A 13,245-nucleotide genomic window follows, 5' to 3' on the forward strand; every position below is an offset into this window, starting at 1 on the left:
TTGCGATCAAAGAAAAAAAAGCAGAAAACAAAAAGTATAAATGCTCTATTACTTTAGGAAGATGCGATCTTTGTTTTATATCAGGGCCTAAAATTAAGTTTCTTATATTCATATGTTATTATATTTTTTTGTTCAAAATTTTTAGTGAATGTTAGTTCTTTTATGTTTATTTTGACTAACAAAAAAATTATAAAAGGACATATTCCTTTTTTTTTTTTTGTTAATATATCAAGAAAAAAACACTTTTTTTCCTGTTTTTTTACTATTTTTTAAAAGCTAAAAAAAGTTTTTTTAAATTTAATTCATTTGTAGATTTTAAAATAACATTTGCATTGCTTCAATTTAATTGTTGTTCTCCAACAATTGCCACACTAAAAATTTTAGCTTTATTCAAAGCTTCAATACCACTATATGAATCTTCAATGCCAATAACTTCATTTGTTTTTAGTTGCAAACCTTGGCATGCTTTTATAAAAATTTCTTTATTTGGTTTTCCTTTTTTTATAGTTTTTGGATCAACTATAAAATCAAAATAATTTAAAAGTTGTAGTTTCTCTAAAATAAATTTTGCATTTTGAGAAGAGGATGCTATTGCTAATTTGATATTTTGTTTTTTAGCAGCATTAATAAATTTTTTAATTCCTTTTAAAATATGACTAGTATTTAATTGTTTGTCTAGCAATTCTTTATAGTATTTATTTTTACTATCGGCTAATTTTAAAATATCATTTTCTAACATTTTTTTATTGTGAAATTTTAAAATAGCTTTAAGTGTATCAATTCTACTTAAACCTTTTAACTTATCATTTTCTTCTTTAGTAAAAATGATATTTAACTTAGCTACTTCATGTTTTCAAGCTAAATAGTGGAAAATAGCTGTTTCAGTTATAACTCCGTCTAAATCAAAAATTATCCCTTTAAACATTTTTTATTAAAAATCTTTCTTTGTGTTTGCTAATTAAGGTTTTTTTGTTATTTACAAAAACTTCTAAATTATTTGAGCTATTTTTTATAATTTCAAAATATTTTTTATAAACATTTACAGTTATATTTATTTTTTTAATAATTATGCTATATGATAATTTAGTTCAATTATTAGGCAATATAGGACTGAAGTGAATTTCATCATTAAAAAATCTAAAACCACCGTAGCCATAAACTATTGTTTGCCAAATTGCAGCTAATGAACCTGCATGTATACCTTGAGTGCTTGAATGAAAATTAGTTCCTAAGTCTATATCAATTGAATATTTAAAAAGTTTGTATGCTAAATCCATTTTTCTTAAATCAATTGCTGTAATGGCATATGTTGTAGGGCTTAATGAAGAATCATGAGTTGTTAAAGGCTCATAATAATTAAAATTAGCTTCTATAATTTCTTTATTAAATAATTCTTTAAAAACAAATGTACTTAACACAACATCAGCTTGTTTTACAAGTTGAGACTCAAGCCTTTTATGTCCTTCTTTTGTGTTAAACAATTTTTTTCCTGCGTCACCTAAAAATTGAAAAGGTCTTACATCTACTTTATTTAATTTTAAAAATTGATCGTTTTCAGCAATAATTAATTGATTATTAGGTTTTTGAAGATAAATTTTATCAACAATTTTTTCCATTTTTTGAAAATCAACAAAATATGGAATTTTATTTAAAACTTTTTTTAAAATATTATGTGTTTTTTCTGAGTTAGATAATTTTTTTCAATATTTAATTGCTAATTCTAAATTTCTTTTGGCAATTAAATTTGTAAAATTATTATTATCAATATTCCCTTTATATTCATTTGGCCCCATTACATTTGTGATTTGATAAACATTATTTTTAAATTCTAATCTTGAAAGTCAAAAAACTGCTGTATCAAAAATCATTTCATAGCCCATTTGTTCCATAAATTTTTCATCATTTGTCGCTAAAAAATAGTGATCTACTGCAAATGCAACATCACCAGAAACATGAATTTCTTGTTCTCTAGATGCTATAGGAATTTGTTCTCCTGTTATTATATTTGGTTGCCCTCAATAAGGTGTAACTTCACCATCTTCTGGTAAGGCCATCTCTCATGGATATTGTGCACCTAAATAATTTTTTTCTTGTGCTTTTTTTCTTGCGCCTTCAATCCCTAAATATCTATATTCTAATAAATTTTTTGCAATTTGTGGATTAGTAAAAACATAATTAGGAATAATAAAAAATTCTGTATCTCAATAACAATGTCCTTGGTATCCTTCGCCAGTTAATCCTTTGGCACCTATTGATAATTTTGGATTATTAGGAACAAAACTATTAAGATGAAAAATACTAAATTTAAAAGCTAAAAAATCATATTTTGCTGCTTTATTTCCTTTTATTTTTAAAGGAAAATTGTCATAAATTTCTTCGAAATCATTAAAAGATTTTTTTTCAAAATATTCAAAATTTAAATAATTAATTTTATTTGCTGCATTATTTGCTATTACTTGCAATTGCTCATAATTACAATTTTCATTTTCAATAGATGAAGTTACTGACATAATTTTTTCTAAAACAAATTTTTTATTTGTTTCAATTTTAGTTTGGATCTCGTATCCAATTTGTCTTCTAGCCATTTTAATAACATAATCATCATTATCACTTTTTAATAATTTATCATCATAATAAGCATTGATTTTCATATTATGAATTGCTCAAAAATGTTTTTCATTAGTTTTTTCATGATATTGAATTAAAGAAGGTTTGACTAATATTTTTTTACCTTCATTTAAATGTTGAATACCTCTATTTGTGCTTTGCCCATCAATAATTGGATAAATTTTTAATAAAGATGGAAGACCTTTGGTTTGTTGAATAGTAATTTTTTGAGCATATAGTTGCTTATTTTTTTGATCAACTAATCTTTCAAATAAGAATTCAAAAATTTTACTTTTATGTTGAATTTTAATTTTTCTAGTTAATTTACCATTGGTTAAATCAAGTTCTTTATAATAAAATTTAGCTTCTGATGTTTTAACTAATTTATTGTCTATTATAATATTTAATTGAATTAAATTTGCTAAGTTCGCAAGTTCTGATACTTCACTTTCATCACTCTTATTAAAAAACCCATTAATGAAAAAATCTTCTTTATGAAAATAAGATTTTTCTTCATCAACAGCTCTTATCCCTAAAAAACCATTTCCTTGTGCAAAAATAGACTCTGTTTTAGCACAAGTTAAACTATCATAGCCTTTTTGATAAATTTTTAATTTTTTAGTATCATAAAATAATTTAGTCATTTTAAATTAAAAACATTTTAGATTCATATGGATTTAAAATGTTGTTTTCTCCTTTATTATTTGTGTATGTTGTTAAAAGCATTTTGCCTTTTAATTCATGATCTAATATAACTTCTTTATCACTTAAATTTATATATGAAATAATAATCTTGTTATTTTTTCATCTTTTTAAAATTAAATATTCTTTTGTTTTATTTCAAGATAGTTCACTTCTACCATAAACTAAAATTTTTGAATATTTTTTTCTGTAATAAATTAATTTTTTATAGAAATTTAGAATTGATAAAGGATTATTTTTTTGTTCAAAAACTGATGATTTATTATATTTAGTTGCTAATTGAATTCATGGTGTTTTTCCTTTATTAAAGCCATAATTTGTTTTTAAATTTCAAATCATGGGTACTCTTGAGTGATCTCGTGAATTTATATTATGATATTCAAGCATTTCATTATATGTATATGTTTTTGTTTTATCAACCAAAATATCAAATGAATTAAAAACATCTATATCACGAAAATCATTTTTAGTTTTAAAAATAGTATTTACCATGCCTATTTCTTCACCATACAAAATACATGGTATGCCTTTTTGCATGAATTGAAATAAAGCCAAACTTTTGGCAGATTCATTTCAATATTTTTTTGTATCACCTCATCTTGAAACCGCTCTGCTAGTATCATGTGATGATAAAAAATTGGTTATCATGATATTTTTGATATTATTATTATTTTGATATTCAATTACTTGATCATTTACTAATTCATGAATATTTCAATTTTTATCATAACCATTTCTCCCTGTTTCTTTAGATCAACCAACATATCAGTTACTAAAGTTATAAAAATTATTAGCGATTTTAGTTTTGCCTTTTGAATACAATAAAGCTTTTTTAGGATCTATCCCTGATGCTTCACCAATAAAGAAAATATCTTTTTTATTTTTTAAAACAAATTTAATAAATTTCTGTAAATATAAAGTCATTTTTGAACCAAAAGAATGATTTAATATATTATTTTTATATTCTTTATGAATATGTTGGATTGCATCTAATCTAAAACCTTTAATACCTAATTCATATCAAAAATTTACAACATCAGCCATTGCAGCAATTGTTTTTTTAGAATTTCAATTTAAATCTGCTTGATCTTTTGAAAACAAATGAAAATAATACTTATCTATGCTTTGTACATATTCTCACGCGCTGCCACCAAAAATTGACTCTTCATTATTTGGATTTTTGGTTCAAATATAAAAGTCATGCTCAGGATTTTTTTCAGATTCAATTGCTTTTAGAAATCATTTATGTTTAATTGATGTATGATTTAACACAATGTCCATAATAATTTCTATATTTCTTTTGTTTGTTTCTTTTATAAGTTTTTTAAAATCACTAAATGTTCCAAATTGCTTTCAAATACTTTTATAATCCAAAACATCATAACCCGCATCTTTAAATTCAGTGTCATAAACAGGACATAATCAAATTGCATTAACACCTAAAAATTCTAAATAATCTAATTTTTTAATAATACCTTTTATATCTCCATCGCCATCATTGTTATAATCATAAAATGATCTTGGAAAAATTTGATAAATTATTTTTTCATTTCATTTTTTAATTTTTGAATTCATGTTTTCCTCTCAAATTTATACTTATTTTAAAAGATAAAAAATGAATAATAAAAAAAACCTTGTTATATCTAAATTTTTAAAATAATAAAAAAATCACCAAAAATTAATTTGGTGATTTGGAAATGATTTTTGTTAAAATAAGTTTTTTTCTTGATGTGAAAATTGAAAATATTTTGGTTTTACAACAAATCTTGAAGCAATTGCTATTCCTTCTTCATCATAACTTCAAGAATAAACAACTACTAAATACTCAAAACCATACATATTAACTTTTTCATATCTTAATTTATAAACTGTATTTTTTAAGTAATTTTCTTTTTCTAATAAAAAATTAGTAAAAGAAAATGTATCATTAAAAGTTTTGGGAATATTATATTTCTTCGAAATAAAATTTTCACTCATCATAATTTCTTCACTGTTTTTGAAATATTGTTTTTGAAACACAGCATAACCATAATCAAAAATAATGTTAAAATCTTTAAATCATTTTGGTTCTTTTTTATATATTTTATTTATTGTTACTTTGTTTATTGGAAAACTAAAAGAAAATGGTTTAATTAAACCAAAAAAATTTTCAGCAACAAATCTACCTTGTTTACTAATGTTATAAACGGCTCCAATTGCTTCAAGTTTTTTATATGCATTAATTGCTGTTATTCTTGAAATTTTAAACCTTAACATTAAATAACCTTCTGAAGGCATAATTTCATTTGGTTTTTTCTTTTTAGAAACTATTAAATCAATTAAATACTTTAACACTATTTCTTTTTTTGTTGTCATACTTTATATTTTAACAAATTAATTTTTAAAATTTCAACTGTTTTTTATTCCAAAACTTTTAAAAGAGCAATAAAATTATCAATCTCTTCATTTTCAAGCAACTTATTAATTTCAGAATGTGTACTTGCACCTTTAAAATACATATCCATATTTTGAATCTCACAAATAATTAATGAAAAATTGTTTTCTTCTTTATTAAAAAGCATTTTATCTTTTTCTTCATTATATTTTTCAACATATTTTTTATATGCATTAAAAAGTTTGTTTGTTTTTTCTTTATTTATATCACCATCACCATGGCCTTTTACTTCGATATAAAATTGATGTTTTTTATAAACAACAATATAATCTGGATATGAATTAGTTATTTTATTATTCATAATATATTGAAAATTAGCTCCTTTAAAAGGAAGATTTTTACTTCATATAAAAGATTCTGAATCATCAACAATATAATTTTTAATGTTTTGAATAAATATTTTTTCATTTTCAGAATCAGTTGTTATTGCGAAGGTGTTGTTTTTATATTTTTCATTTTGTTCTCCAACAGGCTTATAGCCAAAATTATTTAATTTAATTGAAATACTTTTGGAATTATTTTGTATTTCAATTTCTTCATATCTTTTGGGTAGCAATTTATTTTTTTCAATTTTATAATTATCTGTATTTTCTTCAACTAATTTTAATTGTTTGTTGTATTCTTCAATTATATTTTGTTTGTGTTTTTTAATTAATGTATATCAAAATAAATCAATAAATAAATTTTTAGAAGAATTATCTGATATTTTTTGTTTAAAAAAATTGTTAATCATGTATTGTATTTCTTTTGTAAAAATTCTTTTATATTTATTTAAAAATTTTAAAATATAAATTTTTAAATCAATTTTATTATAAATTTTAGACAAAATATTTTTTATTGAAAAATTTCCATCTGTTTGAATTATTTTTTCATCTGCGATTAAAAATTTATTTTCATAATTATTTTTACTGTTAGAGTTTAAATATTCTAAAACAAATTTTTGACTTTCTCTTTCTATATTTGAAAATTTCAAATTTAAATAATTTAAAATAAAAAAATGAAAATTTTTTTTGTTGATTAAACTAGAATTTTTTAATTTTGCATCTAATTCACCAATGAAAAAAGTTTTATTTTTTATTTCTTTTTTGATCTCAAAAGATTGTTTAGTTGGAAAATCGACTTTATGGTCAGAATATACATAATATTCTCAGGCGATAGAATCTTCATCATGATCATAATCTGGATTTGGATTTCTTTTAATTCTACCTAATGTTTGTATATTTAAAGACTCTGAATAAACATCTCTTAATTTAACAAGCATACAAGCTCTAGGTATATTTCAACCAACAGCAGGACCAACTTTAAAAATAACAACATCTACATCTGAGTTGTTATTTGAAATATCTTGCAAACTAAAATTTACTCTTGAATTTGAATCAATTTTTTCATCAGCAAAATATTTTGCTCAAATTAAATTATTTTTTTCCAAAATGTTGATAAATTTATTTAATGATTTTTCAAATTCGTCTTTTTTATCTTTATTTTTGTCATTGACTTGAATAAGCATAGCTGGTTGGATATGACTAAGCCCTTTTTCTTCTAAATAATTCTTTTTAATTTTGATAAATGTTTTACATGCTGTTTCAAGTATTTCGTCAGAATTAATTTCAGAATTATAATCAGAAAATCCAATATTAAATTTTTGTTTACGTTTTAATAATTGCTTATTATCATTATTCAAAAGATCATTTTCTGTAATTTTTATTAATTTTTCTGTACCTTTAGGGGTTGCAGTCATTTTAATAGAGAAAACAGCAAAATGATTCATTTTATTTTCAAAATGTTTAACATCATTATTATTTGTATTATTTTTTTCTCCTCCATGATGTGCTTCATCTCTTATATAAACTAATGTATAATCATTTTCTTTTATTTGAAATAAAAAATCATCTATTATTCCTCTTTCAGTGTAAATTCTTTTTTCACCAAAAGAAGATTTACCAAAAATAAAAACTTGATTAGGTTGGGCATAAAAAGAATAATCTTTGTCTTTTGCTTTTTCAACTTCTTTTGAAGGTGGGTTTTTGACTATTATTTCAAAATTATTATTTAAAAAATCTTTGTATTTTTCAAAACTTTTTTGCATTTGAAGTGGTAATTCAGCATTTGAAAGTGTAGCAATTGCAAAAACAAAATTATGATCCGGAAATTTAGAGATTAATTTGTCAATTACATTTGCCATCATAAATGTTTTACCACTACCTGTAGGTGCTTGAAATTGAATAATTTTTTCTTTTAGAAATTGTTTTACTATTTCATTTACTGCTTTTTCTTGAACATTGGTTAATTGCATTTTTTATTTTTTTAATGATTTTAATTTGTTTAAAGTAAAAAGTATTTGTTCTTCAGTAAGAGAAATAGTTTTGTTTGTAAAATCAATTAAACTCTGTTTGTAAACTTCAATAACATTATCTAAATTTTCTTTAGCATCAATAGAAATATTAAAATATTCAATATCATATACATCTAAAGGTGTGCTTAAAAAAGGTTGATTTTTTTCTATTCATTTAAAATTAGTTTCATTTTTTGTTGATTTTCCTTTGATAATTCTATATAAACGCTCATAAGTGGTGTTTGTAAAAATGTTGTTTTCATTATTTGTAACAAGTGTGAAAGTTCTGTTACCATTATCTTCTTTATTTAATTCTAAAACAGCATGTCCAGTTGTTCCACTACCAGCAAAAAAATCTAATATTCTCGTATTTTTATTAGGATGTAAATTTATTAGATATTTAAGTAAAACAATGTTTTTAGGATAAGGAAAATTTAAATTTAGTTCTGTTAATTCTTTTGCTCCATTTCCTGATCGAATGTTTATTATTTTGTCTTCTAATTCTAAAGTATTTATTACACTAAAAAAATAACTATTTATATCTTCATTTAATATTGAAGAATACTTATTATTTTTTTCAGTTTTTTCTATTTTTTCAAAAACTTTATAAATAGAATTATTAAACTTTATTACCAAATCATTAATTTTTTGATTCATTTTTTCTAATCCCAATCTTCATCTACCTAATTTACCATTTTTTAAACTTGGTCTTATAATAAAATATCCTTTTTTTATTAGCTCTATGTTGTCTTTATAAATGCTAAATGTTGAATCTTCTTTTACATCATCGGGATTATAGTCCATTAAAATTTTTATATCTTTAGTTATTGGGTGATAATAAATAGTTTGCCCCATTTTTTTTCTCTTGTGCAAATAACCATCTATCCCTCCCATTTTTAAACTTTGATTTCTTGAAATAATTTCATTAATTTTTGTTTTATTCAAAGTAAAAATACTTTTATTTTTTGCATAAAATAAAATGTATTCATGATTTGATTGGATAAAAGCAGCATCATTCTGAGAATTTAATTTATTTCAAATAAAATTACAAATAAAATTTTCTTCTCCAAAAATTTCATCCATCAAAACTTTTAAATATGCTTGTTCGTTATCATCAATAGAAACAAAAATAACACCATCTTCTGTTAAAAGTTGTTTTGCTAAATTAAGTCTTTCACTCATCATGTTTAATCAACCTGTGCGTGAAAAACGATCACGATAAATAAAATTATTAGCTGAAACATTTTCTTTGTCATCAGCTAGTTTATTGCCTTCTTTTTTTGATTCTTCAGTATTATAAGGAGGATCTATGTAAATTATATTATAATTCGCGGCCTCTCTCTCTCTCTCTCTCTCTCGAGCACTAAAAGATTTTTTAGTGCATCATAATTTTCACCAATAATTAAATGATTTTTTCTTTGTTCCAAAACATCTTCATTTAAACTTAATTTTTTATTTTTAGCTAATAATGAAATTTGTTCATGATTTGGCTCTGGTGCTGCATCAAATCTAAAACCTAATTTTATTCTTTGGATTAACAATTTATAAACTTGTTCAAGTGAAAAATCATCATCTTTAAATTTTTCTAAAACTTGACTAATCAATTCTTTTTGATCGTTGTTTATATATTTAATACCATTATCGTTTTCTAATTTTTTTAATTTTTCAATATATTCTTGATATTTTGACATTTTTCCTCCTATTTTAATACTTTTATTATACTTTTTTTTAAAAAAAATTAACCAACAAAAAAATAATAAACTACAAAAAATTGTAAATTTTAAAAAATATATTTTCTATTTTTTTACTTTTTTTATAAAATGCTTCTATTTTTTTTATTTAAATAAAAAAAATATTATAATTTTATTGAAAGGTATGATGATGACTTGTAATATTGAAGAAATTTTTATCAACAATTTAAATGGAATTAAAGCTAAAGAATTTATGCCGTTTTTTTTAAAATATGTAAAAATAAAAAATGCTCAATTTCAGCAAGATAATTTATGAACTCAAAAAATGTTATTTTTTATTCATTGAGAATACTTGAAAAAGAATAAAAAAATTTTTTTTCAAGATGAGTTTGAAGCATGACCATATGGTCCTACATTGCGTGAAATTTACAGAAAACAAAAAACATATTATGGCTGATTTTACCAAGATAAAATAAAAGATATTGATTTTCATTTAATAAAAAATGCAGATGAATTAAAAGATGAATTTATAAAAATCTTTGGTAGTTTAAATTTAAATAAATGAACATCATTTGAAAAAACATTTAAAAAATTTTCAAAATATTTTGCATTTGAACTAGTTAATATATCTCATGAATTAGATTCATGAAAAAAAACATTCAAACCAGAAGAACATAGCTATTATCAAGCGAATGAAAATAACAAAATTAACAATAAATTGATGATTTGTGACAAAGAAATATAAAAATAATACAAATAATAATATGCATTCAAATATTGAAAAAGAGCTTCAAAAATTCGAAGAAAGATTTAACAATAAAAAAAGAATATATTTTTCAATTTCAGGGATATTAATACCTATATCTATTTCTGTAATATCTTTAATACAGTTGAATAGAGACAGCAATAACTCTTACTCACCCTGAGCAATAGCAGGGGCTAGTATATTAATTATTGTACCTGTTATAATTATTTTTGCTATTGCATGATGATTAATATCAATTTCTAAAAAAAGAAAAAAATAATTAAAGCTAATTAAAAAAAAGAACTTTTGAATATTAAAATATTTGCAAGTTCTTTTTTTTAATTTTAAAACTAAACTAATCTTAATTTTTTTAAAAAATATATATAAGAAACAATATGATAAATACCTATAATAAAAAACGAAATATTGATTCAAAGTGCTGGTGGGAAGAATAAATAATAAGCACCAATATGAACAGAAAAATCAACTTTTTTTTCTAGAAAATATTTCATTCCAAAAGATAAAAACAAAAGATTAATAGTTAAAGAAATATAAATTATTATTAAGTAAATTAATCATTTTTTAAAAAAATCTGAAAAAATAACTTCATTTTTAAATTTTTTGTTCAATGCAAAGTGATTATGTTCATGTAGAATTGATTTAACGTTGGAAAAATCAAAAATAAAAGGAATTATCTTTATAAAAATATTTTTCTTTTTAGCAAATATTCTACTTTCAAAAAATAATTTTAAAATTACTATAAAAAATATAATCACTGCAAGAGTAATGAGTAATGCTAATGAAATATTTGATAAATTAATATTGTCAATTTTTGCATCATGTAATGTAAATTTTTTTGTAATATAGTAAAAATATCCACAATAAAGAATTAAGTTTAAAACTATTAAAAATATTCAACTATATATTAATTGAATTACAAAATATTTTTTTAAATTTATTAATTTTTTAATCATAATTTAATTAATTATATGTTATATTTAAAATTATGATTAAAAAAAATTGAAAAAAATTTGTTCTATTAACTTTTTTTGCATTGCCAATACCATTAGCTTTAATGTCATATTTATTTTACAGTGGGTATTCGCCAATTCTTTACAAAAATAAAGTAGAGTTAAATAAAACAGAAAATATAAAAAGAAAAGATTATGTTAATTTTAAAAGCGAATTAACAAATAAACAAACTAATATAACAGACGATGTTAATGAAGCAGATATAAATATCTTTAGTACACCATGAGGTGTACAACCATTTTTGAATATGCTAAGATTATCAATGATAAACGAAAAGCAAAATTATTTATTTTATTATCCCAAATCTAATGAACTCCAAAAAAGGCTTATATCTGAAAAATTAGAATATTTTTTAAATAATGAAAGAGAAATAAATGAAAATACAAATAAATCATATGTTGAAAATGTAGATGTATTAGACCACTCAATTTTTTATGAAAAAGCAACCAAAATAATTAATGAAAATAAAGAGAAAAAAATTAATATATGATTAAATGCAGCAGGAATGCAAAACTTTTCTTATTTTTTGCAACTTTTAGATTTTCCTAATGTTCAATTTAGAATTATTGAAGACTCTCAAATATATTCAAAATTTTTATTATCAAAATTTAAAGAATATGAAGTTAAATATAAATATTTTAATGAAAAAACAAAAAAATGAGAAAAACCTACATTTTATGATCCAAGAACAATCTTTTTAATATCAAACTATTATAATAAAATTAAATTTTTTTGAAGTGATAGTGAATCTTTAAAAGAGTTTAAAAAAATAAATATGAATAATCATTTTCATTTTTTCAATGATATGAAGACCGAAATAAAAGATTTAATGTTTGACAAAAGAGCAAAAGATAAAAAAAGATTATTCTTAAAATTTAATGAAATTATGAATTTTAGTTGAGAAAATGAAAGAGATAAGGTTTTAAAAAATCAAAGTATTAATAACAAAAAGAATTTAATTATTTTAGGTACTAAAAATGACTTTGACAAAGACATTATTAAACATGTAGTTAAAAAATATGGTAGCGAATATAACATTTACTACAAAGGGCATCCTGGTAGCAATCATAATGCTGAATGATTAGAATTATTTTTTAACCAAAATCAAAAGAAAGAAATTGTAATAAACAATTTAGATACAATGGAAAATGAAAATTTAACATTAACTGATGATATTATTGTTAATTCATTAGAAACACAAATTCCTTCTGAACTACTAACAACAGAAAATGCAACAAAAGAAAATGGTTTGTATTTTGACAAATGAGTTTTAGCAGATGATACAACTAATGCAGCTTTAGGAATAAATAACAACCTTAACTCAATCACAGACATAATTGAAATTTGAAAAATTGATAAAATGAAAATTTATAATTATGAAACTCAAACACAAGAAAAAGAATATACAAATTTTGTATTTGATTTAGCTAAAAAAATATTACCTAAAGTGTTGAATGTTAGTTTAAAAAATAAAAATAACAACTATAATCAAAATGATTTTGATTTTCAGTTAGCTGAAAATAAAATTTTTTCTAAAATTGAAAAAATTGAATTAATTTCTAATGATAAAAATAGTTATAAATTTTTAATATCATTAATATTAAATACAGACAAAGAAATAACAATAAAACCAATTGAATTTGAATATGTTATTAATTAATTTATCACCATATTTATTAAAAAAACAGCTTTATAGCTGTTT

At 21.6% G+C, this 13,245-nt stretch carries 11 protein-coding genes; 3 read left to right on the top strand and 8 right to left on the bottom strand.

All coding sequences use genetic code 4. The annotated features are described in order from the left end of the window. Positions 1–262 precede the first annotated feature (262 nt). The 7 genes from pgmB to EXC65_RS04595 form a co-directional block, all read right to left on the bottom strand. Positions 263–925, bottom strand: a complete 663-nt coding sequence (gene pgmB / locus EXC65_RS01870) for a beta-phosphoglucomutase (RefSeq protein WP_129719802.1) — start codon at positions 923–925, stop codon at positions 263–265. Continuing rightward, entirely contained in the window at positions 918–3,251 is a 2,334-nt protein-coding gene (locus EXC65_RS01875) for a glycosyl hydrolase family 65 protein (RefSeq protein ID WP_129719803.1), read from the bottom strand. The genes pgmB and EXC65_RS01875 overlap by 8 nt, the downstream gene beginning before the upstream one ends. Position 3,252: 1 nt before the next feature. Beyond that, on the bottom strand, positions 3,253–4,884 hold the full coding sequence (locus tag EXC65_RS01880; protein ID WP_129719804.1) for an alpha-amylase family glycosyl hydrolase: 1,632 nt from the start codon (positions 4,882–4,884) through the stop codon (positions 3,253–3,255). Between the two features lie 132 nt (positions 4,885–5,016). After that, positions 5,017–5,664: a GntR family transcriptional regulator gene (locus EXC65_RS01885; RefSeq protein WP_129719805.1), complete on the bottom strand. Its 648-nt coding sequence runs from the start codon at positions 5,662–5,664 to the stop codon at positions 5,017–5,019. A gap of 44 nt (positions 5,665–5,708) precedes the next feature. Further along, entirely contained in the window at positions 5,709–8,036 is a 2,328-nt protein-coding gene (locus tag EXC65_RS01890) for a DEAD/DEAH box helicase family protein (RefSeq protein WP_129719806.1), read from the bottom strand. Between the two features lie 3 nt (positions 8,037–8,039). Beyond that, positions 8,040–9,464 carry a site-specific DNA-methyltransferase gene (locus tag EXC65_RS01895; RefSeq protein WP_318025972.1) on the bottom strand — a complete coding sequence of 475 codons (1,425 nt, stop codon included), beginning with the start codon at positions 9,462–9,464 and terminating at the stop codon, positions 8,040–8,042. After that, entirely contained in the window at positions 9,392–9,766 is a 375-nt protein-coding gene (locus EXC65_RS04595; RefSeq protein WP_232018830.1) for a type III restriction endonuclease subunit M, read from the bottom strand. Before EXC65_RS04595 ends, EXC65_RS01895 begins: the two co-directional genes overlap by 73 nt. A gap of 187 nt (positions 9,767–9,953) precedes the next feature. Here EXC65_RS04595 and EXC65_RS01900 point away from each other — a divergent pair, with 187 nt between their 5' ends. Both EXC65_RS01900 and EXC65_RS01905 read left to right on the top strand, forming a co-directional pair. Continuing rightward, positions 9,954–10,511, top strand: a complete 558-nt coding sequence (locus EXC65_RS01900; RefSeq protein ID WP_129719807.1) for a Panacea domain-containing protein — start codon at positions 9,954–9,956, stop codon at positions 10,509–10,511. Beyond that, the gene (locus EXC65_RS01905; RefSeq protein ID WP_129719808.1) at positions 10,495–10,791 is read left to right on the top strand and encodes a hypothetical protein; all 297 of its coding nucleotides are present in this window, start codon (positions 10,495–10,497) and stop codon (positions 10,789–10,791) included. The genes EXC65_RS01900 and EXC65_RS01905 overlap by 17 nt, the downstream gene beginning before the upstream one ends. Positions 10,792–10,861: 70 nt before the next feature. On the opposite strand, the gene EXC65_RS01910 is transcribed toward EXC65_RS01905, so the two are convergent. Continuing rightward, positions 10,862–11,485 (bottom strand): hypothetical protein, encoded by a 624-nt coding sequence (locus EXC65_RS01910; RefSeq protein ID WP_129719809.1) that lies wholly within the window; start codon positions 11,483–11,485, stop codon positions 10,862–10,864. A 32-nt stretch (positions 11,486–11,517) separates the two neighbouring features. Between EXC65_RS01910 and EXC65_RS01915 the strand changes: the two genes are divergently transcribed. Beyond that, positions 11,518–13,203, top strand: coding sequence for a hypothetical protein (locus EXC65_RS01915; RefSeq protein ID WP_129719810.1), 1,686 nt, complete (start codon positions 11,518–11,520; stop codon positions 13,201–13,203). The last annotated feature ends 42 nt before the right edge of the window (positions 13,204–13,245 follow it).

This window comes from Mesomycoplasma neurolyticum, assembly GCF_900660485.1.
Lineage (GTDB): Bacteria > Bacillota_I > Bacilli_A > Mycoplasmatales > Metamycoplasmataceae > Mesomycoplasma_A > Mesomycoplasma_A neurolyticum.